At 34.5% G+C, this 25798-nt stretch carries 18 protein-coding genes and 1 tRNA gene; 5 read left to right on the top strand and 14 right to left on the bottom strand.

Translation table 11 applies throughout. From position 1 onward, the window contains the following. Window positions 1-26: 26 nt before the first annotated feature. Together ACFSR1_RS10160 and ACFSR1_RS10165 are read right to left on the bottom strand one after the other, a co-directional pair. A complete protein-coding gene (locus tag ACFSR1_RS10160) occupies window positions 27-3707 on the bottom strand; it encodes an efflux RND transporter permease subunit (protein ID WP_378292113.1) in 3681 nt (1226 codons plus the stop codon). 121 nt (window positions 3708-3828) lie between these two features. Next, a complete protein-coding gene (locus ACFSR1_RS10165; RefSeq protein ID WP_378292115.1) occupies window positions 3829-4245 on the bottom strand; it encodes an HYC_CC_PP family protein in 417 nt (138 codons plus the stop codon). Between the two features lie 138 nt (window positions 4246-4383). On the opposite strand from ACFSR1_RS10165, the gene ACFSR1_RS10170 reads away from it, so the two are divergent. The 3 genes from ACFSR1_RS10170 (at window position 4384) to galE (ending at window position 9488) form a co-directional block, all read left to right on the top strand. After that, entirely contained in the window at window positions 4384-4842 is a 459-nt protein-coding gene (locus tag ACFSR1_RS10170; protein WP_378292117.1) for a GAF domain-containing protein, read from the top strand. A gap of 317 nt (window positions 4843-5159) precedes the next feature. Beyond that, window positions 5160-8339, top strand: coding sequence for a glycerol kinase GlpK (gene glpK, locus ACFSR1_RS10175; protein ID WP_378292119.1), 3180 nt, complete (start codon window positions 5160-5162; stop codon window positions 8337-8339). Window positions 8340-8465: 126 nt separating this feature from the next. Then, window positions 8466-9488, top strand: coding sequence for a UDP-glucose 4-epimerase GalE (galE, locus tag ACFSR1_RS10180; protein WP_378292121.1), 1023 nt, complete (start codon window positions 8466-8468; stop codon window positions 9486-9488). An 84-nt stretch (window positions 9489-9572) separates the two neighbouring features. Here the strand turns inward: galE and ACFSR1_RS10185 are convergent, their stop codons facing one another. The 7 genes from ACFSR1_RS10185 to ACFSR1_RS10215 all read right to left on the bottom strand — a co-directional run bounded on the left by ACFSR1_RS10185 (window position 9573) and on the right by ACFSR1_RS10215 (window position 17429). Continuing rightward, window positions 9573-11648, bottom strand: coding sequence for a peptidylprolyl isomerase (locus ACFSR1_RS10185; RefSeq protein WP_378292122.1), 2076 nt, complete (start codon window positions 11646-11648; stop codon window positions 9573-9575). Window positions 11649-11938: 290 nt separating this feature from the next. After that, window positions 11939-13207, bottom strand: a complete 1269-nt coding sequence (locus ACFSR1_RS10190) for a hemolysin family protein (protein ID WP_378292124.1) — start codon at window positions 13205-13207, stop codon at window positions 11939-11941. Next, the gene (locus tag ACFSR1_RS10195; protein ID WP_378292126.1) at window positions 13207-13401 is read right to left on the bottom strand and encodes a hypothetical protein; all 195 of its coding nucleotides are present in this window, start codon (window positions 13399-13401) and stop codon (window positions 13207-13209) included. Before ACFSR1_RS10195 ends, ACFSR1_RS10190 begins: the two co-directional genes overlap by 1 nt. 108 nt (window positions 13402-13509) lie before the next feature. After that, window positions 13510-14067: an LPS export ABC transporter periplasmic protein LptC gene (gene lptC / locus ACFSR1_RS10200; protein ID WP_378292128.1), complete on the bottom strand. Its 558-nt coding sequence runs from the start codon at window positions 14065-14067 to the stop codon at window positions 13510-13512. Beyond that, window positions 14067-15437: a tetratricopeptide repeat protein gene (locus ACFSR1_RS10205; protein WP_378292130.1), complete on the bottom strand. Its 1371-nt coding sequence runs from the start codon at window positions 15435-15437 to the stop codon at window positions 14067-14069. The genes lptC and ACFSR1_RS10205 overlap by 1 nt, the downstream gene beginning before the upstream one ends. A 16-nt stretch (window positions 15438-15453) precedes the next feature. After that, window positions 15454-16701, bottom strand: a complete 1248-nt coding sequence (locus ACFSR1_RS10210) for a hypothetical protein (RefSeq protein ID WP_378292131.1) — start codon at window positions 16699-16701, stop codon at window positions 15454-15456. Beyond that, on the bottom strand, window positions 16698-17429 hold the full coding sequence (locus tag ACFSR1_RS10215; RefSeq protein WP_378292133.1) for a type III pantothenate kinase: 732 nt from the start codon (window positions 17427-17429) through the stop codon (window positions 16698-16700). The genes ACFSR1_RS10210 and ACFSR1_RS10215 overlap by 4 nt, the downstream gene beginning before the upstream one ends. A gap of 190 nt (window positions 17430-17619) precedes the next feature. On the opposite strand from ACFSR1_RS10215, the gene ACFSR1_RS10220 reads away from it, so the two are divergent. Then, window positions 17620-17692: transfer RNA gene (locus tag ACFSR1_RS10220), tRNA-Phe, on the top strand. Between the two features lie 93 nt (window positions 17693-17785). Here ACFSR1_RS10220 and ACFSR1_RS10225 read toward each other — a convergent pair. Continuing rightward, a complete protein-coding gene (locus ACFSR1_RS10225) occupies window positions 17786-18295 on the bottom strand; it encodes a hypothetical protein (protein ID WP_378292135.1) in 510 nt (169 codons plus the stop codon). A gap of 138 nt (window positions 18296-18433) precedes the next feature. Then, window positions 18434-18910 (bottom strand): Hsp20/alpha crystallin family protein, encoded by a 477-nt coding sequence (locus ACFSR1_RS10230; RefSeq protein WP_378292137.1) that lies wholly within the window; start codon window positions 18908-18910, stop codon window positions 18434-18436. A 382-nt stretch (window positions 18911-19292) separates the two neighbouring features. Between ACFSR1_RS10230 and ACFSR1_RS10235 the strand changes: the two genes are divergently transcribed. Then, window positions 19293-20204 (top strand): phosphatase PAP2 family protein, encoded by a 912-nt coding sequence (locus ACFSR1_RS10235; protein WP_378292139.1) that lies wholly within the window; start codon window positions 19293-19295, stop codon window positions 20202-20204. 27 nt (window positions 20205-20231) lie between these two features. Here ACFSR1_RS10235 and ACFSR1_RS10240 read toward each other — a convergent pair whose 3' ends face one another. The 3 genes from ACFSR1_RS10240 to ACFSR1_RS10250 are packed head-to-tail and all read right to left on the bottom strand — an operon-like array spanning window position 20232 to window position 25783. Further along, window positions 20232-21134 (bottom strand): GyrI-like domain-containing protein, encoded by a 903-nt coding sequence (locus ACFSR1_RS10240; protein WP_378292141.1) that lies wholly within the window; start codon window positions 21132-21134, stop codon window positions 20232-20234. Window position 21135: 1 nt separating this feature from the next. Further along, window positions 21136-22551, bottom strand: coding sequence for a vanadium-dependent haloperoxidase (locus ACFSR1_RS10245; protein WP_378292143.1), 1416 nt, complete (start codon window positions 22549-22551; stop codon window positions 21136-21138). Continuing rightward, window positions 22517-25783 carry a VCBS repeat-containing protein gene (locus ACFSR1_RS10250; RefSeq protein WP_378292145.1) on the bottom strand — a complete coding sequence of 1089 codons (3267 nt, stop codon included), beginning with the start codon at window positions 25781-25783 and terminating at the stop codon, window positions 22517-22519. Before ACFSR1_RS10250 ends, ACFSR1_RS10245 begins: the two co-directional genes overlap by 35 nt. Between the last annotated feature and the right edge of the window lie 15 nt (window positions 25784-25798).

Consider the following 25798-nt stretch of genomic DNA (forward strand, 5'->3'; position numbering starts at 1 on the left):
CTTTATTCTTTTATCTTTACTCCTTATTAACTTTCCACTTTTCTTAACAAAAACTCTTCTCTCCAGCTAAATAATACCGGCACCACAAACAATGTTATCAAAGCAATTAGCATCCCTCCAAAACTAGGTATGGCCATTGGAATCATAATATCGCTTCCTCTTCCTGTTGATGTTAATATCGGTAATAATGCCAGTATGGTTGTTGCAGTGGTCATTAAACAAGGACGTATTCTTTTTTCACCAGCTTCTAACACAGAACGATGAACTTCTACAAATGTTTTTGGGTTGTTTCTTTTAAAAGTTTGGGTCAGATATGTTGCCATCACGACGCCATCATCTGTTGCAATTCCAAACAATGCAATAAACCCAACCCATACGGCTACACTTAGGTTCACAGTTTGCATTTGGAAAAGCTCTCTTAAATTTTTACCAAAGAAATCAATATTTAAAAACCAATCTTGTCCATACAACCAAATCATCAAAAATCCTCCGGCAAAAGCCACCGCAATTCCTGTAAATACCATAAGAGATGTGGTTACCGATCTAAACTGAAAATACAATATCAAAAAGATAATAACCAAGGCCAAAGGTACTACTAACGACAATGATTTTTCTGCTCGCAGTTGATTTTCATAAGACCCTGTAAATTGATAGGTAATTCCTTTTGGTACCATTAGTTCTTTACGCTCAATTTTATCGTTAATTAATTGCTGGGCGCTTTCTACCACATTAACTTCTGCATATTCATTCAATTTATCAAATAACACATAACCCACTAAAAATGTATCTTCACTCTTTATCACTTGGGGTCCTCGCTCATATTTAATTGTTGCCAGCTCACTAAGCGGAATAGAACTACCTTTTGCAACGGGAATATAAATATCACCAATAGCGCTTGGATTAGAGCGCAATTCACGAGGATAACGCACTCTAATACCGTATCGTTCTCTTCCTTCTATAGTTTGTGTAAGTTCTTTACCTCCTAGTGCTACTTCCAATACTTGTTGAACTTGTTCGATAGAAATCCCATATCGAGCAATACGATCACGATTTATGTCGATTAACAAATAAGGTTTCCCCACGATCCTATCAGCAAAAACCGCTTCATCTTTAACCCCTTCTACTTGTTTAAGAATATTTTCTAGTTGAATCCCAAAAGCCTCAATCGACGCCAGATCTTGTCCTTTAACCTTGATACCCATTGGAGCTCTCATTCCTGTTTGAAGCATAATTAACCTTGTCTCAATAGGCTGTAGTTTTGGAGCAGAAGTTACTCCTGGAAGTTTTGTTGCTTTTACAATTTCTTTCCAGATATCATCTGGTGATTTAACATGAGAACGCCAATTTCTGTAGTATTCTCCATTATCATCAGGAATTAATAAATTTTTATCGACACTTGCATTAGAAACGTAGGTACCATTTTTCAATTCGAATAATCCATCATTATTTATTTTAAAACGTTGACGTTCGCCATGATCATCCATAACGTATTCCGGCTTATACAAAATAATATTTTCATACATTGATAAAGGAGCCGGGTCTAATGCTGATTCTGTTCTTCCTGCTTTGCCTACCACGGTTTCTACCTCCGGAATGGTTGCAACTGCCATATCCAATTGTTGTAGCACTCGCTTATTTTCTTCTACTCCAGAATGAGGTAAAGATGTAGGCATTAAAAGAAACGAACCTTCATTAAGAGATGGCATAAATTCTTTGCCCGTATTTTGAAATATCAGTACCCCGGCAATCATCATCGCAACTGGCAAGGACAAAAACAATAACTTATTGTTTAGTGCCCAAGTCAGGATTCTGGTATAATACTTTCTAAATACACTAAACACTCCTAACAATCCGAAGCAAATGAGACCAACAAAAATTAGATTCCAAAATATATTTTTGTCAACTCCCAATGGTCTCCAATATTCTGCCAGCAAAAAAACTATAGCTATTCCTGAAACTGTATTATTAACCAAGTTGGATTTCTTTTCAGAAAGCTTTTCTCTAAGCTGTAAAACTCTGGTAACACCAAATGCAATTAAAATAACCCCTAAAAAAGTGCCATAAAAAATCGCAAATAATCCAGACATCATCAGCAGAACACTAATTACATAGCTGATGGCTTTTTTAGTAGTACGTTTTCTAAATAAAAATGCTGCAAAGGGCGGAATTAAAAACAGCGCAATGACAATGGATGAAACAAGTGCCATGGTTTTTGTAAATGCCAAGGGACGAAAAAGTTTTCCTTCTGCACCGATCATCGTAAAAACAGGAATAAAACTTATAATTGTGGTTAGCACAGCAGTTACTATAGCTCCCGAAACTTCACTGGTAGCATTATAAACAACCTTGTTTATAGGTATATTATTTTTGTTTTCGTCTATATGACGTATGATGTTTTCTGAAAGTATGACACCTACATCTACCATGGTTCCTATGGCAATCGCAATACCGGATAACGCCACTATATTTGCATCAACTCCAAAGATTTTCATCGTAATGAAAACCATCAAAACAGCAACTGGTAATAATCCAGAAATTAAAATCGAAGCTCTTAGGTTAAAAACCATAATGATAATCACTAAAACTGTAATCAATATCTCCAGCGTTAATGCCTCTTTTAAGGTTCCCAGAGTTTCCTGAATCAATTCGGTTCTATCGTAAAAAGGAATAATGGTTAATTGAGATGTTCGACCATCTTCTAGTATTTTAGAGGGTAATCCGGTACTTAATTCTTTTATTTTGTCCTTAATATTTGTAATCACTTCCAGCGGATTCGCTCCATATCTGGCAACCACTACTCCTCCCACAACCTCTGCACCTTCTTTATCGAGAATACCTCTTCTGGTTTTGGGGCCAAGAGAAACGTTAGCGATATCTTTTACTCTAATAGCAATATAGTCTTCAGAAGCTACAACAGCATTTTCTATATCGGCGATTGATTTAACATATCCCAAACCACGAACCAGATATTCCACCTGATTAATCTCTAGTGTTTGAGCTCCAATATCACGATTTGATTCTTTCACCGCTTTTACTACCTGATGTAACCCAATGTTATATTGCTTCATTAGTTCGGGATTTACATCAACCTGATATTCCTGAACGTATCCGCCTATAGAAGCCACCTCAGACACCCCATTAGCCGAGGATAATGCATATTTCACATAGTAATCCTGTATACTTCTTAATTCTTGTAAGTCCCAACCACCGGTTACTTTTCCATTTTCATCCCTGCCTTCTAAAGTATACCAGAATATCTGACCTAAACCCGTAGCATCGGGACCTAACATAGGTTTAACCCCGTTTGGCAACAACCCATTAGGTAAAGAATTCAGTTTTTCTAAAATACGGCTACGACTCCAATAGAACTCTATATCTTCTTCAAAAATGATATAAATACTAGAAAACCCGAACATGGACGAACTACGAATAGTTTTGACACCAGGTATTCCTAATAAAGTGCTTGTTAATGGATAAGTGATCTGATCTTCGATATCTTGAGGAGATCTTCCCATCCATTTAGTAAATACAATCTGTTGATTCTCGCCAATATCGGGAATCGCATCTACTGCGATCGGATTACCGGGTAAAAAGTTATACTCTGATTGAAAAGGAGAATGAATAAGACCCCATCCCACAAAAATCAACAATAGCAAAACTGCTACAAGTTTATTTTCTATTAAAAATTTAATGCTTTTGTTTAGCATAGTTGTTTGATTTAGCTGATGATTATGAAGTTCCTTAGATTCATCAAAATGAAAACAAGAACCAATAGGACAACGTCACAATTGCAATTGTAACCGTGTCTGTTTAAAAACATCAACTATATCAAATTAAGAAAGTCTCGTCAAGCGTTAGTATGTCCCTGACAAGTTCTGGTGGATCATACTCTTTATAAGTAGTATTTTTCTCTTCACTTATTGTAAAGAGACTTATATAGGAATGAAAAAACGACGTAATGAATATTTGCTGCGGAAAAGCTATCTGATCAAAAGACGTTTTAAGTTCATCCTGACCTTCTACAACGATAATCTCATCTTTGCAGCAAGAAGGTTTCTTCACCTCTGACTCTTGATCATCGTAGTGATTCATCATATCCATCCCACAATTTTTGGCTTTAGAAAATACCGCAACATCCACTAAGAATCTTCCACAGTAGTGCTTTTCTACTGTGAAGGACACTGTAGAAAACAATACTATAAAGGCTAGTAGAAAAGATGCTATTTTCTTAACCATGTCTTTCATTCGTTAACAAAAGTACGTAATAATTATAAAAAAAGTATTTTTTTATATTTCCCTTAGAGATTTTTAACAAAACAATACCATTCAAAAAAACCTTTGTTTTTAAATATTTTAAATACTTTTGCCGAAAAATTGTAAGGAATGCTATTTGAAGATTTAAAACCAAAGGTTGTTGACATACTTAAAAATGAAAGTAATTCTGTTACCGATAGATTACACCAAATTTGTCAATTGCTTAATAAAACCATAACATATTATGATTGGGTTGGTTTTTATTTCAAAAATGGTGACAAAGAAGAATTGAAGCTACGCACTTATGTAGGTGAAGAAACTGATCACACCATCATTCCATTTGGAAAAGGAATCTGCGGACAAGTAGCTGTATCTAATGAGAATTTTGTAGTTCCCGATGTTCAGGCTCAAGACAATTATATAGCTTGTAGTTTTACAGTTAAATCAGAAATTGTTATACCACTATTTAAAAATGGAGAAAACATCGGGCAAATTGATATTGATTCTGAAACCCCGGATCCATTTACAGAAAAAGATGAAAGATTTCTAGAATTTGTAAACCAAGAGGTTGCTAAAATTTTAGAGTAAAACATACATTCCTAAATTAGCTTAAGTAATCAACTACTAAAGAATCTTATTTTCTAGTTTTTTCTTTGTGCTATATTTTATACCTCCTATAATCGCTCATAGAACTTTTCTTTTTAAAGAAAATCAATAAAAACTGCTATTCAATACATAAAAAATAATACAAACGATTGCATTATTTTAAATTGAAAAATATCTTTTCTATCGATCTTATATTTAGGATATTTATATTCATATTGCTATTTCTCTATCGAATATGATATTTTTTAAGACAATTCTAGAGAAATTTGTTAATAGAAAATAAAGCCAAATATCTTCTGATGAGTAAAAAGTATATTATAGCATTTGACCAGGGAACAACAAGTACCAGAGCAATTATTTTTGATAATAATGGTGGCATTTGTGGTATTTCTCAAAAGGAATTGACCCAACATTATCCCAAATCGGGATGGGTAGAGCACGATCCTCTAGAAATTTTTAAGCATCAACAAGAAGTTTTTGAAGAAGTATTACAAACATCCAAAATAGCTATTGATGAAATTGCGGGAATTGGGATTACTAATCAAAGAGAAACTACGGTTGTTTGGGATAAAACTACAGGTGATCCTATTCATAATGCAATCGTTTGGTTAGACAAGCGAACATCCAAAATTTGTGAAAACTTAAAAGAAAAAGGCTTTGAAGATTATATCTCCAAAAATACAGGACTAAGAATAGACTCTTATTTCTCAGGAACTAAATTAAAATGGATATTAGATAATGTAAAGGATGCTCGAGAAAAAGCAGAAAGGGGAGATCTTTTGTTCGGCACAATTGACACTTGGCTTATCTGGAAATTTACAAAAGGAAAAAAGCATGTTACCGACCACTCTAATGCCTCCAGAACAATGTTATACAACATTGTGCAACTTGAATGGGACAAGAAGATATTAACCGAATTAAATATTCCTGAAAATGTGCTTCCAAAAGTTCAGCATTCTTCATCTGATTTTGGCAGTATTTCATATATGGGAAATGACATTTCGATTTTCGGGGTGGCAGGCGATCAGCAAGCTTCATTATTTGGGCAAGGAGGTTACAAATCCGGAATCGCCAAAAACACCTACGGGACCGGTTGTTTCTTATTATTAAACACAGGAAAAAAAGCATATCAATCTAAGAATGGTTTATTGACGACTTTATGTTGTAGTTTGCCAGGTGATAACATAAAATATGCTCTAGAAGGAAGTGTTTTTGTTGGTGGTGCTTCTATACAATGGCTTCGTGATAAATTACAGGTAATCACAAAAGCCTCAGAAACCGAAGAAATTTGTAAATCCACTCCATCATCTGAGGATTTATATGTCGTTCCGGCATTTGCCGGTCTTGGCGCACCGCATTGGGATATGAATGCCAAAGGAGCTATTTATGGATTAACTTTAGATTCCGGTAAAAATGATATTATCAAAGCTACAGTTGAAGCCTTAGCATACCAAACCAGGGATGTATTAGATGCTATGGTAGAAGATAGTGGAAAACTAATGAAAGAACTCAAAGTAGACGGTGGAGCATCTGCCAACGACTACTTAATGCAATTTCAGGCAGATATTCTTAATGTAGAAGTCGATAGGCCTGAAATGCTAGAAGTAACAGCATTAGGTGCTGCATTTCTGGCAGGAATAAAAGCTGGAGTTTGGACTAAAAAGGATATTTCGAAAATTAGAGTCACAGACATCAGGTTTAAACCCCAAATTACAGAACATCAACGAAACCGAAAATATAGTGGATGGAAGGAAGCTGTAGAGCGCACCAAAACAGTAAACAAAAATATGCTTTCGGTAAAAGAAGAAGGTCCAATTAGGTTTTCTGTTTTGGATCGTGAAAGACAATTACAAAGAGTTCAAACCACCAAATATGATCTAATTATTATTGGTGGTGGCGTAACCGGAGCAGGAATTGCTTTGGATGCAGCCTCACGAGGGTTAAAAGTTTGTCTTGTAGAAAAAAATGACTTTGCCTCTGGAACCAGCAATAAATCAACCAAACTCATTCATGGTGGATTACGATATCTGAAACAAATGGAAATTGCATTAGTAAAGGAATCAGGAAGTGAACGGGCAATGGTCCATAAGCTTGCCCCACACCTGGTAGTACCTGAAAAGATGTTATTACCGTTAATTGAAGGTGGGACCTATGGCAAAATGATGACTGCAATTGGGTTAAAAGTATATGATTTCCTGGCCAATGTAGAAGGAGATGACAAACGTAAAATGCTTAGCGTTGAAGAAACAGCTAGCAAAGAACCATTACTTAATAAAAAAGGACTTACAGGTGGGGGATATTATGCAGAATACCGAACAGATGATGCCAGACTCACTATAGAACTCCTCAAAAAGGCGGCCTCCTATGGGGCAGATATCATTAACTATTGTGAGATGACCTCTTTTAATTATGATGATGAAGGAAAAATACGAAGCTTAGAATGCTTAGACCATAATCTAAAAAAACGGTTCGTTATCAAATCCAGAAATTATGTCTCGGCAGCCGGACCTTGGGTAGATTTGTTAAGAGAGAAAGATGACTCCATGAATAGTAAACACCTGCATCTAACAAAAGGTGTACATATTGTATTTTCCAGAGAAAGGTTCCCGTTGACGCAATCTATTTATTTTGATGTTCCTGATGGAAGAATGATTTTTGCCATCCCAAGAGGACGAGCCACTTATGTAGGAACTACGGATACTAATTATAATGCCAACCTTAATCGTGTAGTAGCGACCATAGATGATGCAAAATATCTATTAGATGCAGTAAACAACATGTTTCCCACAGTGAATCTTTCTCTGGAAGACATAGAATCCAACTGGGCTGGTCTCAGACCTTTAATTCACGAGGATGGAAAAGATCCTTCAGAATTATCAAGAAAAGATGAAATCTTTGTTTCTAAAACAGGGTTAATTTCTATTGCAGGAGGTAAACTCACAGGATATCGTAAAATGGCTCAACGAGTCATTGATGCAGTTTTAAAAACAATGAGTAGCAAGAGACGAGAACAATTTTCTAAATCATTTACACAAAACATCCCACTTACCAGTGAGCCTTTAAAAAACAAAGATGCGGTAGATCAATATCTGGAGGAAATTAATCAACAACTTAAAGATATAGGAGTTCAGGATCAATATTATGGATGGTATCTAGCTACCACCTATGGAAAACAAGCCGACATCGTTATCAATAAAGTAAACTATTTCCTAAACGATTCTGTAGAGGAAAAATTAATACGGGCAGAAGTTTGGTACGGAGTACATCACGAAATGGTGAATAGTCTAGCTGATTTTTTTGTAAGAAGAACAGGGAGATTATATTTTGATATTCAAAGTGTATGGCAATATCGCTCTATTGTCCAGGAAGATCTTATAAAATATCTGGGATGGGATGAAAAGCGTCTCGAAAACGAAAATGAATATTTAGATTTACTATTACAAGATGCCTCTACATATTATGAAAACGAAATTACATAGTTTTGTTGCTATCATGTTTTAAGTCAGTCATTTCAATAATATCTTTTAGATTACTTATCAATTGTATAAATTTGCTTTTAGTATATCTATGTATTGTAGATATTTAATACTCTTGAAAACAAAAAAATGAAAATACTGGTAACAGGTGGATTAGGATTTATCGGATCCCACACTACTGTAGAATTACAAAACGAGGGATATGAGGTGGTTATTATTGACAACTGTTCTAATTCTTCTACAGAGGTTCTAAAAGGCATTGAGGCTATCACAGGAAAGCAACCTATTTTCGAAAATTTCGATCTTAGAGAAAAAGATAAAGTTCAGGATTTCTTTTCTCGTCATGATGATATTGCAGGAGTAATTCATTTTGCTGCGTCCAAGGCAGTTGGTGAAAGTGTTGAAAAACCTCTTTTGTACTACGAGAACAATATAAGTGTACTGGTTTATATTCTACAAGAGCTACAAAAGAAAAATAAAACCAATTTTATATTCAGTTCATCTTGTACTGTCTATGGACAGGCAGATGAACTACCTATTACTGAAAATGCACCTGTAAAAATCGCAGAATCTCCATATGGAAATACTAAGCAAATCGGAGAAGAAATTATACAAGATACCTGCAAGGTAAAACCTAACCTTAATGCTATCGCATTGAGATATTTTAATCCTATCGGAGCACATCCTTCTGCAGAAATTGGTGAGTTACCTATTGGGGTGCCTCAGAATTTAGTTCCGTTTATTACACAAACGGGTATTGGACTTAGAGAACAACTTTCTGTTTTCGGGGATGACTATCCTACTGAAGATGGAACTTGTATACGCGATTATATTCACGTAGTTGATCTGGCAAAAGCTCACGTGGTTGCATTGCAACGTCTGCTTAGTGATAAGAACACCTCTAATTATGAAGTCTTTAATGTTGGGACAGGAACAGGGAGCTCTGTATTAGAAGTTATACAATCATTTGAGAAAGTATCTAATCAAAAATTAAACTATAAAATTGTAGATAGAAGAGAGGGAGATATTACAGCTGCTTATGCCAATACCGATAAGGCAAATAATGAATTAGGATGGAAGGCAAAAAGCAGTCTTGATGAAGCTTTGTCTTCTGCTTGGAAATGGGAACAAAAAGTTAGACATAAGAAGTAGAAGATGATGAAGTGTCAACATAAAAAAAATCCTGAAGAAAATTTCTTCAGGATTTTTATTTATCGTTATTTTCTTGCCTATTTCTTAGTAGAAATTAGCTCTTTTATCTTCTATTTCTGCAGCCTCCTTAAGTGCATTAAATACTCTGGTATTTACAGCGTTAGCCTGACTCTTAGATTCTTGTGCTGAGTAACTCATATACGTATCCAATCCACTCGCAGGTGTTTTCTTTGTCACTTCTACAACATATACTCCGTTATTACCCACAATCGGCTCAGAAATCTCTCCAGCTTCTAGAGCAAAAGCGGCTCCCACTACTTTTGGTTCTGTTCCTGCACCACTTATCGTTGGAGTTTTCATATTTAAAGCAGTAGCTGTTTTAACCGTTTGAGATTGGTTTTTAGCGATATCCTCTAATGTACTTCCTGATATTTTCTTTTTAAGCATTTCTGCTTTTTTCTCTTTAATAAGAATTGGTTTTACAGAAGTACTTGCATCTTCAACTTTTTGAAGACCTTTAGAAGCTTTTGCCGTTAACTGCACTACAGCATATCCATCAGTTACATCAAAACGTTTTACATCTCCTACTTTAGTTTCTTCTTTAAATGCCCATTGTACAATAGATCTTTGAGACCCTAATCCAGGAATATTTTCTGCCAACTCACTGATCTTATTAACAGGACGCACCACAAACTCACTCTCTTTTGCTTTCTCAGCAAAATCCGCATCCTTTGTAGCAATCTGAAATTTGGTAGTTTCCGTAAATATAGAATTTATTGTTTTTTCACTAGCCTCAATTTCTCTGGCAATAGTTCCAACCTTTACAGCTTTCTGTTCATTCTTTTTATCCTCGATAGTAATAATATGATATCCAAAAGCAGTCTCTACAACTCCCATATCTCCAACATTATTATTTACTATATAATCATTGAATGCAGGTACCATTCTTCCAGGACCAAAATAACCAAGATCTCCTCCTTTATCTTTATTTGAAGTGTCTGCAGAAAAATCTTTGGCTAAGGTTACAAACTTAGATTTATCAGCTTTAACAACATTAAGCAAGCTATCGGCAAGCGTTTTGGCTTCTTCTTTTGTTCTTTCTGTAGTTCCAGCAGTACCTAAACCTTTCCAAGAGATTAATATATGACTTGCTTTTAAAGAATCATGTTGTTGTTTCTGCGCAATAACTTTAGATATCTTTATGTACTTTCCATCTTTATAAGGTCCAAATACTTCTCCTACAGGAACATTATACAATGTATCAGCAACAGTAGCAGGTAAATCTTTTTTGAATACAAAACGGTCATCATATTTTAATGCAGAACCTTTATCCAGATTGATAAACTCTTCAATATTCTCAGCTGTTTTTAAACCTTCAACATCTTTAGCTACCTCTGCTATCAATTGATCTTCATCTTCTTGACTAGGCTCTTCTTTAAAGAACACGAATCTCATATTCCTAGAAGCCTCTGCCTGATACAAATCAGGGTGTTTATCTATGTATGACTGAATCTCTGCATCAGATACGCTTACTTCGGTATCTTGAATTCCTGAAAATGGAAGTTGAACATATTTAATATCTACAACATCGTTTTCCATTTTATAAGCTAATTCTCCTTCTTTAAGCGTTGCGCCAACTCCAGCTTTAATCATATTAAGATAGGTTTGCTCTAAAGCTCCTTTTCCTAAAGAAATTTTATAATCTTGCCATTGTTGATAAGCTACGGGGTTTGATTTAATACTAGCTACATACTCCTGCATTTTTGCTTTATCAAATACACCTGCTTCATTTTGGAAAGTTGGATTATTAGCTAATCCTTCTTCTAGTAATTGATTCACTTCATCAGCACCCGCTCTAATTCCTAATTCTTCAAATTGGCCATCAAAAACTATTTGTCTCACTTCCTGATTCCAAACAAAGTTTACTGTCTGAAGGTTAGATCCGTTGGATCCAAAATTTCTTGATGCTGCTTCTACTTTTCTTGCAAAATCAGTTCTATCAATTTCCTTCCCATTTATGGTAGCGATCGTATTTGCTGCTTTTTGAGAAATAGCTCCTCCATTTCGAATCAAATCCGCTAATACAAAAGAGAAAAGCGCTAGAGCGATAATCACAATTAAGAAAACGGATCTTTGTCTGATTTTATTTAAAACTGCCATTATAAGTTTAATTTATTCAAATATAGTGGGCGAAAATACCATTTTATTAGAATATTACCAATTAAAGACAGAAAGTCTTTACAACTTTTTTTGCTTTTTATTTTTAAAGGTCTTCTGAAGTCTAAATTCAACAGGATCTCAACTAAACACCAGCTCCTATCTTCCTGATTTAAAACATAATACATCACCAAAAAACAATCAACTACATAGAAAATATAATTCCAAGGTTTCTGATTAAACGGGAAAAAACTATACGAGATATGTTTCAAGACTTATGTAGAACACAAATATTATTCTTCTAATAAAACCTTTAATTCTACTATCTCAATTTTTGTGTTTGAAGTTTCAATAATGTCTATAATAACAGAATCAATATGTACGATATCTCCTTGTTGGGGAATTTCTTCTGTATGATTTACAATCATTCCTCCAAGCGTTTCGTAATATTCACTTTCAGGAAGATTTAATTTATATGTTTCGTTAATGTAATCAACTTCCATTCTGGCAGAAAACCGATAATGATTTTCTCCTAATTTATCCTCTATAAGATCTATTGAATCGTGCTCATCTTCTATCTCGCCAAAGAGTTCTTCTACAATATCTTCTACAGTAATTATACCGCTGGTTCCGCCATACTCATCTATAACAACCGCAATGCTTTTATGTTTCTTGGTTAAAAGATTAAGCACATCTTTAACATACATCGTTTCAGGTACAAAAACTACAGGAAGTAAAATTGATCTAATAGACTTGGGCTTTTTAAACAATTCAAAAGAATGTACATATCCAATAATATCATCTATAGTTCCTTTATAGACTAATATTTTGGAAAGTCCTGTATCGATAAAAAGTTGACTGACTTCTTCTAAGGATTGAGATTTTTCTATAGCAATAATTTCGGTACGCGGAATCATCACTTCACGGGATTTTACATCCGAAAAATCTAATGCATTCTGAAAAATCTGAATCTCACTATCAATCTCATCATGTTCCTCGACAGTTTCCATTTGCTCTGTAATATAATCACCAAGTTCGGTTTTGGTAAATGCTAGCTGAACTTCATCACCATCGGTTTTAAGAAATTTTTTAAGTACAAAATCAGACACCCAAATAACAAAGAAGGAAATGGGCCAAAAAATCAAATAAAACACATAAGCAGGAAATGAAAAAAACTTGAGTAGTGTATTGGCATAAATTTGAAAAAATACTTTTGGAAGGAACTCTGCCGTTAGCAATATCACCATGGTAGAAATTATGGTCTGTAATAATAGGTTAACACTACCTACCAAGTTGGGATAATAGCCTTCTATAACACCCATCAATAAATCTCCCATATAAAACCCATAGATTACTAGAGCAATATTATTGCCTACTAACATGGTAGCAATAAATTTTGAAGGTTTTTTAGTTAACCTAGATAGAATGTTCGCAAGGAAACCATCTTGCTTTTTTTCTATTTCAATATGAATTTTATTAGAAGAGATGTACGCAATCTCCATACCGGAAAAAAAGGCCGAAAAAATAACTGAAAGTACAATAGCGATGATTTGTAGTTCCATTAACTATCCTTGTTATTAGCATCAAATCTTTTTCGAAAGTTTCTTTTGAAGAAATACATAAAAACTGCTACTCCGGCAAAACACAAATATAAAATACTTCTACTATCTTCCTTCCCCCATTCTTCATATGCCTGATACAAGAAAAAACACATAATCGCCAGGTAGGCAAGCTCAAAAAATCTAAAAATTTTCACACGTTTATATTTTAAAGATTAGTAGTAGGTACATTTTAACATTGAGAACGGTTGTAAACCCCTTACTCTTCCATTAACATTTTTTGATACTCATTTCATCATATAAAATTACTCCTCGATGAACATTATTCCTTCATTGACGCGAGAATTCAATATAGTAAAATCCTGATTAGCATCAAAACCATCAGCTTCGTTTACAGTGCCATCAGCAAGGGTGCTTTTATATGGTAAATCTGTAAACACCCAATTTATACTCTGATCCCAATACAGTTGACGAGCCTCTAAATGAGTGCTATCGGCTGTTTTTACGTCTACATTGCCTCTCATATCAATAAGCCCCGTTTCTTTATAAAAAATAGCATAATCTGCTTTAACTACACTAATCTTACCATCTTTGTCAATGATATCCAAAATAATACCTTCAGGAAATTCCTGGTATCCGAAATTTTTATTAGAATAGTCTTTAATTTTTGGCGTTTTTAGGATTGCTGTTAGCCTCCCAGAGTCGGTATATTTTAGATTAAGCTCATAACCTTCAGCCATTGGAGCATCTTCTGTTATGAGATAATTATTTGTCTCTGACGAATTGGATTGACATGAAAAAAACAATGTCACAGCAAAAGCTGTGACAAAGTTCACTAATATATATAGGTTCTTTCTTTGCATTATAATTTCGGTACTTTTACCGTCTCACCGATCCAACATCCAATTTTTACCGAAGTAACTCCAGGATTATTAAAGATATCTGTTTTAGATGGAGCTTTTGCCCTGTAATTAGCTGCAGTTGCATTAGCATTCTTTTTAAGGCTTGGATCTACCTTACCAGCTTTTATCGCATATCTTTCTGCTAACCAATATACTGCTCTTTTACTAAATACATCCGTACCGCAGTTATTTGCACTACTTGCGATCATAGAAGCTATTCTAAGATAAGCAGTACCATAAGACGGCTTATTGGCTAATGCTTTTTTATAGTAAGATCTAGCTTTTGAATAGTTTCCTTGCTTTTTCACTACTTCACCAATTCTAAAGTATACTTTTGCTTTATCACTAGCTTTTGTTTCCAGCTGCGCTGATTGATTAAAGTATTCTAAAGCTTTAGACGTTTTCTTATCTTTCAACGCAAGAATCCCTAAGTAATATGCAGATTTTGCTGAAGGATCTGCTTTATGCAACGCTTCTACTAACTTAAAGAACAATGGATCATCTGTACATTCTTTTGCAGACATTCTACCAGCAGCTCCTTTTAACCAATTGATATCATTTTTCTTCCCTTCAAACTGACCATTATATAAAGGAATTAAGTTTTTACAATCTGCCAATTCTCCAAGCTTTTGGTTAACACCACCTTTTACTTTACTATAATTGTTTAAGATTTTATCGTATGTCTTTAATCTTTTTTTCTCTTTGCCAGAAAGTGCAGCTCCGGATTCCTCTTTTTCAGTTAATTCTGCAATAGTTTTTGCTTTTTTACTTTCTTCATCTTCAATCTTTTCTATTACCTCATCATACAAATCGAAAACATCCTGAAGATCTTTCTTCCCTGCCGACTGAAGCTCTACTAATAAAGAAAAATAGGTATATACTTTTTTAGGGCTAGAGAAATTCTTTTTATCCTCTGTCCATGCTTTATCAAATTCTGCGAACTGACTTTCTGCATTACCGATCTTATTATCATACATAATCTGACCAATGTCAGAATGCATATCACCTACTTTAGTTTTAGCTGGAAAATACTGAAGACGTTCTTTCCATAGAGCAATCATTTCATTAGCAATAGCTGTTTTTTCCGCACCTGCTGCTTTTTTATATTTGCTTTCAAGTAATTTTTTACCGAATTGAAAGGTTGCAAGACTATGCGTAGGACACTCTTTTCTTACTTTCCATAAAGGCTCCTCTGCAGCCTCATAATTTTTTACTTTAGCGTGCTCATAGGCAATAGAAGCCGTTGTGGCACAGTCAGTAGCCTGAGCACTAATACTTGTAGTGCTTAAAACTAATCCTGCTGCTATTGTATATAAAACTTTAGTATTCATAGCTGTATAATTGTAGTTAATTAAATTTCACTTTTCTAAACCATCTATCATTTAACGATAAACTTAATGACAAATTAAAAAATTCTTCTTTTACTAATCCTGCATCTGTTGTTCCACGTGTACCGAACTCAAAACCTACATTAGCATTAGAGAATAAATTGCCGACTGGTAACCCTACTCCAAAAGATATGCCAAACTCATTAATTGGTTGTCCATTAATATTCAAACCTGTCTCTTCATACCTGATTCCACCTCTATATACAATCCTATTAAGATAGCTTGTAAGTGAGTTATATTTAGGTATGTAATATCCTCCTAATCTAACTTTTGACGCATTATCATATACTACATTATCAGCGGTAAATGATCTATTATCAAAATTACTAGCATTAAGATATGTATACTCTGCTCCGATAAACCATTTTTTAGGTTCTCCAATTCCACCACCAACTTTTACCTCTGCAGGAAGATCTAAATCCCTATCAGCAACTTCTACCTCCTGTCGTTCTATAACTAATTCTGCTCCTGTAGCCGCTATCTGAACTGTCGCTAATTCCAGAGTATTTTCTGATTTAAGTTTAAATGACGGAGTAGACACTATCGATGTGGTTAATTCTAACTTTTCGGTTAACATTGTCTTGTATGCAACACCAAAAGACAGACTTACTCCTGATAAATCAGAATTATCAATTTCTCTGGTATCAAATTCCAGTTCTGCTCTTCTTAGAAGCGCCTTATTTTCAATATTCCCAAAGTTATAATTAATATCCAAACCAACACTTAAATTCTCGTTAACTTTAAACCCTGCTGCCACGAATACTTTATTAAGACCTCCCGTTCCAAGGAACTGATTCTCAGAGCCATCGTCATTAAATGAATTTGTTTGATAACCTACAGAACTTACCGGAATTACTCCGAAACCGAAACCAAATTTACCCGCTGGAATACCTATCGCCAAGTAATCTAAAGATGCATTATCTTTATAAGAATCATCGCCTGCTGCATTGTCCAAATTTAAACCATTATAATTGGCTCCTATTGTGTAGGTTGTTAAACCCAATTCTCCAAAAGATGCCGGATTCTGAAGATTTAAGTGAATACTATCCGTAAGTATACCCAATCCCCCCATCGATCTATTTTCTACTGTTCCTTTAAACTTCTGCAATCCTACTCCGTAAAAAGAATAAGGCGAAGAGGTTCCTTCCTGAGCATAAGATACGCTGGTAACTATTACCAGAATGACTACTAAAATCTTCTTTATCATTGACTATTATTAAAAGCTAAAATGTGATTTAGTCCCTCCAATAAAAAATTAGAGGTGGCAAATATGCTATTTTTTAATCTTTTAGACAAAAAATGTGCATCTCCTCCGGTTAAAATAACTGTTAAATCGGGATAAGTGTTGCAATATTCGTCAATTGCACCATCAATTTCATACAAAACTCCATTTACAACACCTGAATGTATCGCTTGATTCGTGGTATCTCCAATATGATTTTTTGGGAATTCCAGATTCAATAAAGGTAATTTTGAGGTAAAGTTATTTAAACTTGTGTATCTTAATGTAAGTCCCGGTGAAATGGCTCCTCCTAAATATTCTTCTTGTTTGTTTTTAAAATCATATGTTATACAGGTTCCTGCATCAATTATCAATACATCTCTTTCAGGAAATTGATGAACCGCACCCGCTACTAATGCTAATCTATCCACACCAAGCGTTGTAGGGGTAGCATATAGGTTAGTGAATGGCATCTTTACCGTATGATCCAGGATAAGAGTATTAAATAAATCTTTTACGACAGCAACATTTTCTTCATCCATATTGGAAACCGAAGATAGAATTCCTCTTTTTATTAAAGAATAATCTTTTTTTATTCTTTTAATTATACCTAAAAAATTCTGGGGTCTCAGTGTTTCTTTATGGATAATTAAATTATCGTCAAAAATTCCTAACTTTATAGAGGTATTGCCAACATCAATAACGAGATTCATCTGTTCTTATTTATTGTTTCTAAGCGAATTAAAAGAATTCAACACTAATTATTTAAATTAACAGTAAATTTAGGGTTGTGATTCATTTTATATCACTTTTTACAAGTGAGTAAAAGTACGAAACGATTTTTTTAAAATTTTCTTTTGAGGATTAAAAAAAGCGTTCTATATTTGCATCCGCTTACAACAAGGTGCCTTAGCTCAGTTGGTAGAGCAAAGGACTGAAAATCCTTGTGTCCCTGGTTCGATTCCTGGAGGCACCACCTTAAAAACCCGAACTTACGTTCGGGTTTTTTGTTTTCTAAATCAATTTTAATGAGGTTGTTCCAAATTAATTCTTAGTTGCCTTATAACATCTATATCCCTTTTTGATTTTGAGTTTCCTTTTCTTTCGGAGTATTAATTTCTAAACGATATCGTTCCAAAAACTGTTTTTGAATGGCTTCCATTCGTTCACGCATATTGTCTAAATCCATAAAATCCTTACCGAAATCATTAGAAAAGAAATCATCCTTAAAGAATTGGTTTGTAAACAGAGAATCCTCCTGAAACAGGTTTTCAAATTCTGGATTTTCGAAATCAAATCCTGAAAAACTACTATAAAACCTCGACTTTAAAGATTTTAGCACACTATCCCGATCCTTTAAAGCCAAGTCTTTCAAATCATTACCAGAAGACCAGGAATAAATAGAATCGTAACGTATCAAATTTCCTGCTTCATCAAATTCTTTATTTACTTCCCAACTTCCCTTTGGAATCTCTTCTTCTATTTTCTTATCCGCTTCTAATTTTTCTTGATTTTTCTCCTGACTGTTGCAGCTAATACTCAAAAAAGCCGCAAACATCCAAATTGCATACTTTTTCATTGTTGCTATTTTTTTAAATTAATATTTTATCTTATTGTAATTTGATTTCAATGCTACCTAAACTTTGCACCTATATCACAAATTTTAAAAAAAACAGTAGTAAAAGAGGCCAGTATTACTGACCCCTTTTGAAATAAATTATGAAATTTTAATACTTCTTGGAGGCTTTTGTATAGCTTCTTCTTTCTTGGGTATATGAATACTAAGCACACCATTGGTATATTCAGCTTTTATTTTATCCTCTTTTATAGTCTCAGGTAAGGAAAATGATCTTTTAAATGATGAGTAACCAAATTCTCTTCGCGTATAGTTTTCATCTTGCTGCTCAGCACTCTCTTTCATTTCACTGGAAATAGAAAGTATTTGATTATCAAGATCTATATGAAAATCTGATTTTTTCAATCCTGGCGCTGCCATATCCACAAAATAAGCATCCTTGGTTTCCCTAATATTTACCTTAGGAAGTGTTAACCCTGTATTAAAATTTGAAGTAAATACTGAAGGTAGGTCCCTGTTAAACATTTCGTCAATCCAAGAAGACCAAGTTGGAAAAGTAAGGCTGTTCGAATTAGTTCTTGCCGTACTTCCGTTCTTCGTTGTTACTAAATTACTCATAACTACAAAAATTTAAGTTAGACATTAATTCAAAAATCAACTTTATATTTACAAATCAAATGCCAATCGTAACTTTAGTGCTCAACCTTATAAATTTTAAAAAAAACTTAAGATTTCATCTTAATAAATATTTAAAATTTAGCGCTTAAAATGTCAATTTGACAAGGTAGAGAATGACAATTTTTCCAATTATCCTACAGGAACTCCCGATAAAATTTATAGCTAAAACAATAACCACTAATAATTTCTTTTGTGAACTTAGAAACTATCGTTAATAGAGTTTATCAATTTGAATCTTGTCATTATTTAATCTCTAAGCCTGTTCTATAATTTAACTTTTGTTTGTGAATAAGTTGTTATTTTTACATTCCAAATTCCGCTTATGAAATATATGCAAGTACTTCCCATTTTTTTATTGCTCTTTCTATTTTCGATTGTTACCTACTCTCAAGAAAAATCAGACGAACAATTAGAAAGGCAATTACAAGAAGAGCAGTCAGAAACTACTCCTGAGGAAAAAGAGGAATCGAAAAATGAAATGACCCGATGGCAAATGGTAAAATATGATGGCATTTCTGCATTTGGAGGAGTTAAACACGCCTACACTCAGCCTTTTAGATGGAAAGGTAAAGACTGGGCAACTTTTGGCGGAATTATTGCCGGTAGTACCATTTTACTGGCAATCGATGAACGGGCAAATGATTATTTTACAAATCAGAGTGAAGGTGTACCTCAAATAATAAAAGAAAGCGGTTTCCGTTTTGGAAAACCACTTTTCAATTATGGATTAACAACCGGTATTTATGCTTTGGGGTTAATCACAAAAGATGAAAAAATAAGAAAAACAGGAGTCTTACTGATAGCTTCTGCGACAGCCGGAGGAATTCTTCAGACAGTAAGTAAAACACTGGCAGGTCGCGCCAGACCAACCTCGGGAGAAGATAATTTAAGTTTTCGTTTTAATTCGAGCGAAGCCGAATATCATTCTTTTCCTTCTGGACACGCCATTTTATCCTTTACCACCGCTTATGCAATAGCCAAACAATTCGACAACCCTTATATCAAAGGAGGGCTTTATGCTGTAGGATTGATAAGTCCTATTTCTCGTTTATGGAGTGGAGCACATTGGTTAACGGATGTTGTCCTTGGTGTAGCTTTAAGCGTGGTTATTGTGGATGGCATTGATAACTACCTTAACAAGGAGGAAAGGTATGTTTACGACAGTAAGAAATTTAAAATCAAATGGGACCTGAAACTTGGTGCAGGTCAATTAGGAGTTGTAGGCAGCTTTTAAGACCGTAAAATTCATTCCAAATATTATTTATTTCAAAGGCATAAAAATTTCTGCTTTCCATTGTGAGGCATTCCCATCTTGCATAGGGTTGTTATAGAATATCTCCAAAGGTTTTTTTTCTATCAGAATATTTCTTTCCTCTGCATATTGTATGAGCGCAAACCACGCTTGATCACTATTCCTGTAATTACCATAGAAAGTAGCTTTTAAGGCCTTCTTTGCCGGTGATTTATCATATCTTATTAGTGAGTTAATAGGTAATGAATCCATATGTTTTATTGGAAAACCAAAATCAAACTTAATGGTATCATCCACAGTATTCCATTCTTTTATTTTTACAAATGGTGCTCCATTAACCTTTACTTGATTTTCTATTATTTTAGGGTAAAGATCGGTATTTGTCTGCATCATCATGGCAGCTTTTGACAGTCGGTTGGATGTTGATGAAACATACAGATATTCTACTGCCGGTATTTCAGATTCTCCTTCTATTAGTATCCTAAAGTTCCCCGCAAATTTATTCACTCCTTTTCCGAAACCTTTTAATTCATTTTTTAAAGATCTTGTGAATGGACTTTCTCCTGCAAGAATTCGTAATCGATTCGCTATAGCATGTTTCCCAGAAATGGCACCTACCTTAATTTTGGTTATAGAATCATTAACACTTTCTAAAGTCCACTCTAAATCAAGAATGGTATCACTTAATTTGACCTGTTGTACTACGCCCTCAAACAGGGTAGTATCCATCGTAGTAATATTTTTTACTTTTGGATCCTTCCCCCAAGACTCCCAACCAACTATTTGATGATACACGCTTCCTCGTGAACCTTTAGCTGTAAAGGATACTTGATAATCGTATTTCTTAATAAATAAATACCAGATTGATAATCCTGATAGTATCACTAGAATCAAAACTACAATTCTCTTCATGTTAATTAGAACTAGCTACTCCAGAATTTGATGAGTTCATTTTTAATTTACGCACTACAAAACTTCCTAAGGAACGTCCTTGGTCTAATCCCAAGTCAATAGCTGCCCTATAATGAATTCCTCCATACAATCTACTAATAGCAGCTTCATCTGCAGCTTTGTTAAAGGACTTAAATGAACGAACAGGCAATCCATATTGTAATTCTGTATCATCATCAAAGGCAAAGTTATCTCCAAAAATATCCGTTAGAACGGTAGAAGCAGCTCCGGAAACTACCGAGTGCCCACTAGTATATTCAGGAAAAGGTGGTGTTTGTAAAACCGGTGTCCAATTTTCATCAATATGTTGATTGATCAAAGTTTCTGGACGAATCAGGTTGCTTCTGTATTTCTCATCCCAGCAGCTTATAAATGCATCTGCAATTGCAATTGATGTTTTCGTATAAGCAAAAACGGTTTTCGCAAAATCAGCATTGGTTTTTTTACAGGCTATCTTACAGATTCCAATCCAATGTGCGCCTGGTGTAATCTTTTTGGTTGCAAACATCAAATGACCTTTATGCGTTGAAACATAAGGATTACAATCCCAAAATTGCGCTATTTCCAGTTTTTCTGAATCTTCTCCTTCTTCTTTAATTTTCTGACCAACCTCATAAGTCTCCATCAGTTCTTTGTAGAATGGAGTGTCTTTTTCGAGTGAAAAATCAGGATATCTAGCTGGTTTAAACTGTGATGAAGAATCGATTATTGAAGGTCTTATTTCTTTCCAATGAGGTTCAATACCATCCATATAATCCGGTGGAGTTGGTTGCCATCTGGAAGGATCATCTGTATTTACAGAAAACTTAGGCATGGTTCTGGTCTGGGCATAATTGTCGGTAGCATACCAGTTTTTGATATGTTCTGCTACTTGTAAACCATATGTTTTAGAATCATTAAACGTTTCCTCATTCTGCAACTTCCAGGAATTGTATAAACTATCTCGATACGCCTCTACACGATCTTCAGAAAAAAGTAATGATTTTCCTACTTCTAAATACGCTACCAGCGCAGAAAGTTTATAGTTGATATTTTTTGTGGTATCTGCTTTCGGCACGGGTCTTAACTCGTGTAATTGACTAGCTAAAGTTTTGTAATTGTTCCCTTCTTGTCGTATCACTTCATACGCTGCGATATTAGCATAGTTGTATATCCGACTTGCAACGGGTGGAGAAAATATATCATGCACCATCACTTCTGTTACTTTATCCACCGCTTTGTGATAATCATCAGAGGTAATCTCGATTTCTTTTACTTCCTTTTGGCAAGAAACAGATAATACTAAAAGCAACACTAGTATAGGCATAGCTTTACTGATAGCAACTAATGTTTTATTTTCTGATTTACTGAAGCATTTCATAAATTTCTGCTTTTCCATTGTTTATAGTGACTAGTAAATAATCCTTGTTTACAAAATTAATAATATTTAAACCTCTAACCGACTTCTTACTTAGGTTAATACCTAATTCTCGAGCTTCCATGACAAAAGCGTCTCCTTCTAACACCGCTCCTGCAAATCCATCAAATCTACCGTGATAAGGAATCACTCCAAAATAATTACCCGCCAGTAGCACTTCATCCTTATCATCTTTATCAAAATCATATCGAAGCATCGAGGTTATTGGTGCTATTTGAAGTGAGTTTTTAAAAGGAACAAACGTAAATGTTCCGTTATCATTCTTTAAATATCCTGAAGCCAGCTGGTGTACCTCCAACAACGCTGCCTTTTCTAATGCTTTTTGACCAAAAATCTCTTCCACCGTTTTACCAGCAAAGCTGTTATAGGTGGTGAATTTTTTCTTTAGATAATTTAATTGACCAGAAAGTTCATCTAATCCTAGGGCGGTATAGTACTTATCATTGTTTGGTAATGCTAAAATTGTTTCCGTTTTCTTATTATTATCAAAATCTGCATAATATAATCTTAATGGAAAGTCTGATGATGCTGAAAGTTTAGAATTGAGCCCAAAATTACCTAATAGATAATCTGGATCGCCATCATTATCAATATCAAAATCTATGATTGATTGCCAAAGTCCTTTTAATTTTTCTTTAGAAATCTCTTTGGTAACATCAGTTAAATTACCGTTTTCATTTTTAAAAAAATGAGGTGCCATCCATTCCCCCACAACGATTAAATCTTTTACACCATCACCATTAAAATCAGTCCAAAGAGCATCTGTTACCATTCCTATTTGCTGTAAGCCTTGGTGTTCTTTAACGCTAAAGCTTCCATTATCATTGATCAGAAGATATGAATTGGGCGTTTTGCCAAAATCATTGGAAACAGCATAACCCCCAACAAAAAGATCGAGGTCTCCATCACCATCCATATCATAAGGTTTCACTACTGATTCATGTTCATATAATTCCGGAAAATCAGCTGAAGATAAACCTTTATCAGAATTAAGATACAATCTATCTACCAATTCTTTAGATGTGCCAAAAAATTCTCCTCCAGCAGATGCCACTAGCAGATCGTTTTTTGAATCGTTATTTAGATCTTCAATAATCGCCACAACATCTTCTTTCTTTTTATCCATTATTAAAACCTCAGATAACAGCTCTTCGAAACCAGTAGCAGTTTGAATATATATTTTAGATGCCTCCAGCTTTGAACTTCCGAAGAAAACATCATCTTTCCCATCATTATTTAAATCACCAATTGCAGTAGCTGGTCCTCGATCAGAAATTTTATATGGAATTAACTTTTGACGATTAAAATCAGTATAGTTATTCTCTTTATGAATATACTGCAATCCAGGAATAGAGTCCATTTTTTTAAACCAACCTTTCTTTTTTGGGAATAGCTTTTCATAATCAACAGCGTTCCTTTTGTGCAATAATTTGATGGTCAACGTTTGATTGGTTACGATATTTTCTGCAATCTGAATGGTATTATCTGGCCATATAATTTTTAATGAATCGATCGTTGCTATGGTATCGTACCCAAAATGAATCACAGGTTCTGAAGAGGATTGAAAACCTTTGGAAGTAAATAACTGCTTGTATTGTGCAATCCCTTGATGATAGGAGATTACTTTGGTTCCAATCCCGTATTTGTTTTGATCTTTAAAACTAAACTTCAGTTTTAAAAAATTACCTTTTTCGTTTGTCTTATTCTGATAAAAAGAGGCAGGTGCATTGATGTTATTGGTTACAATATCTAAATCCCCGTCATTATCAAAATCTGCATATGCACTTCCTGTTGAAGCGGTATTTTCTGCAGGAAGCCAGGCTGAAGACATATCGATAAAGTTTATTCCACTAGTTCCTTTGAAAACATAATTCTGTACTTCTCCTGAAGGCATGATGTTTAACGCCTCATTGTCTACTAACTTAGAACTATTTAGTTTTTTCTGGATTTTTTCGTTAGAAATATACTTTATATAATCCAGATCATTAGGCCTTTTTGGAATTCCATTAGAGATAAATACATCTTGTTCACCATCTTGATCATAATCTGCAAACAACGCAGACCAGCTCCAATCTGTGGCTGCGACACCACTCAATAAGGCTGTTTCAGAAAAATAGTCTCCTTGATTGATCTGAAGCATATTGCGAGCGTATTGATAATGATATCCCAAACGATTGATACGCATTTGTAACATATCTACCGTCTCGTCTCCTGCTGAGGCTTTAAGAACAGTTTCATCCCCTGGAGTCATATCCAAGGTCAGCATATCCGTATATCCATCGTGATTGATATCGGCTACATCATTCCCCATTGAAAAACGGCTGGTATGAGCAAAATATTCTTTAAGAGACTCACTAAACGTTCCATCACCATTATTGATATAGTAATAATCATCTTCGTGAAAATCGTTACTAACATAAATATCTGTAAAGCCATCGTTATTAAAATCTGATGTTGCTAATCCCAAACCGTACCCATTTCCACCACCATAAATTCCTGCCGTGGCACTGATATCTGTAAATTTATCACCATCATTACGTAGTAATTTATCACCGCTCTCAGAGCTTCTTTGATTTCTGAGTGATGCTCTACCAAAAGAATTTTGAGTATGAATTGCGTGATTTAATAAATACATATCCAAATCCCCATCATTATCATAATCAAAGAAGGCTGCAGAAGTTGAATAATTTCTAAAATCTAACCCATAATCAGCTGCTTTTTCTGTAAATGTGTTATCACCGTTATTGATGAATAATTCATTTTTGCCTTTTAAGCCCTGAAGACCAACGACTGCACATACATAGATATCCAAATAACCATCTCCATTAATATCTGCCATTACGGTTCCCGTATTCCAGTCAGCATTTCCTGCTATTCCTGCTTTTTCTGTAATATCTTCGAATTGAAAGTTTCCTTTATTGAGGTACAATTTATTTTTACCTTGATTAGAAGTAAAAAACACATCAACTAAATCATCTCGATTAATATCACCTACCGCAACTCCAGCACCATTATAGTAATACAGATAATCTAAAATATTGAGTTCTTCGGTAGGGTTAAGGGTATTCTGAAAAGTTATATTCGTAATCTCAGAAGTAACTTTATTAAACACTTCTCCTTGGTATGGTTTTTCTTCCTTACATCCGGATAAGAGTAAAAGCCCAAAAGTTACTATGGTTATATGCTTGATCATTCTGTCGAAATCTAA

This window comes from Aquimarina rubra, from assembly GCF_042684305.1.
GTDB lineage: Bacteria > Bacteroidota > Bacteroidia > Flavobacteriales > Flavobacteriaceae > Aquimarina > Aquimarina rubra.

What these genes read in the sequence shown, in the direction of transcription:
- ACFSR1_RS10160 (WP_378292113.1), bottom strand. Translation starts at nt 3,707, where the DNA reads ATGCTAAACAAAAGCATTAAATTTTTAATAGAAAATAAACTTGTAGCA.
- ACFSR1_RS10165 (WP_378292115.1), bottom strand. Translation starts at nt 4,245, where the DNA reads ATGAAAGACATGGTTAAGAAAATAGCATCTTTTCTACTAGCCTTTATA.
- ACFSR1_RS10170 (WP_378292117.1), top strand. Translation starts at nt 4,384, where the DNA reads ATGCTATTTGAAGATTTAAAACCAAAGGTTGTTGACATACTTAAAAAT.
- glpK (WP_378292119.1), top strand. Translation starts at nt 5,160, where the DNA reads ATGAGTAAAAAGTATATTATAGCATTTGACCAGGGAACAACAAGTACC.
- galE (WP_378292121.1), top strand. Translation starts at nt 8,466, where the DNA reads ATGAAAATACTGGTAACAGGTGGATTAGGATTTATCGGATCCCACACT.
- ACFSR1_RS10185 (WP_378292122.1), bottom strand. Translation starts at nt 11,648, where the DNA reads ATGGCAGTTTTAAATAAAATCAGACAAAGATCCGTTTTCTTAATTGTG.
- ACFSR1_RS10190 (WP_378292124.1), bottom strand. Translation starts at nt 13,207, where the DNA reads ATGGAACTACAAATCATCGCTATTGTACTTTCAGTTATTTTTTCGGCC.
- lptC (WP_378292128.1), bottom strand. Translation starts at nt 14,067, where the DNA reads ATGCAAAGAAAGAACCTATATATATTAGTGAACTTTGTCACAGCTTTT.
- ACFSR1_RS10205 (WP_378292130.1), bottom strand. Translation starts at nt 15,437, where the DNA reads ATGAATACTAAAGTTTTATATACAATAGCAGCAGGATTAGTTTTAAGC.
- ACFSR1_RS10210 (WP_378292131.1), bottom strand. Translation starts at nt 16,701, where the DNA reads ATGATAAAGAAGATTTTAGTAGTCATTCTGGTAATAGTTACCAGCGTA.
- ACFSR1_RS10215 (WP_378292133.1), bottom strand. Translation starts at nt 17,429, where the DNA reads ATGAATCTCGTTATTGATGTTGGCAATACCTCTATAAAGTTAGGAATT.
- ACFSR1_RS10225 (WP_378292135.1), bottom strand. Translation starts at nt 18,295, where the DNA reads ATGAAAAAGTATGCAATTTGGATGTTTGCGGCTTTTTTGAGTATTAGC.
- ACFSR1_RS10230 (WP_378292137.1), bottom strand. Translation starts at nt 18,910, where the DNA reads ATGAGTAATTTAGTAACAACGAAGAACGGAAGTACGGCAAGAACTAAT.
- ACFSR1_RS10235 (WP_378292139.1), top strand. Translation starts at nt 19,293, where the DNA reads ATGAAATATATGCAAGTACTTCCCATTTTTTTATTGCTCTTTCTATTT.
- ACFSR1_RS10240 (WP_378292141.1), bottom strand. Translation starts at nt 21,134, where the DNA reads ATGAAGAGAATTGTAGTTTTGATTCTAGTGATACTATCAGGATTATCA.
- ACFSR1_RS10245 (WP_378292143.1), bottom strand. Translation starts at nt 22,551, where the DNA reads ATGGAAAAGCAGAAATTTATGAAATGCTTCAGTAAATCAGAAAATAAA.
- ACFSR1_RS10250 (WP_378292145.1), bottom strand. Translation starts at nt 25,783, where the DNA reads ATGATCAAGCATATAACCATAGTAACTTTTGGGCTTTTACTCTTATCC.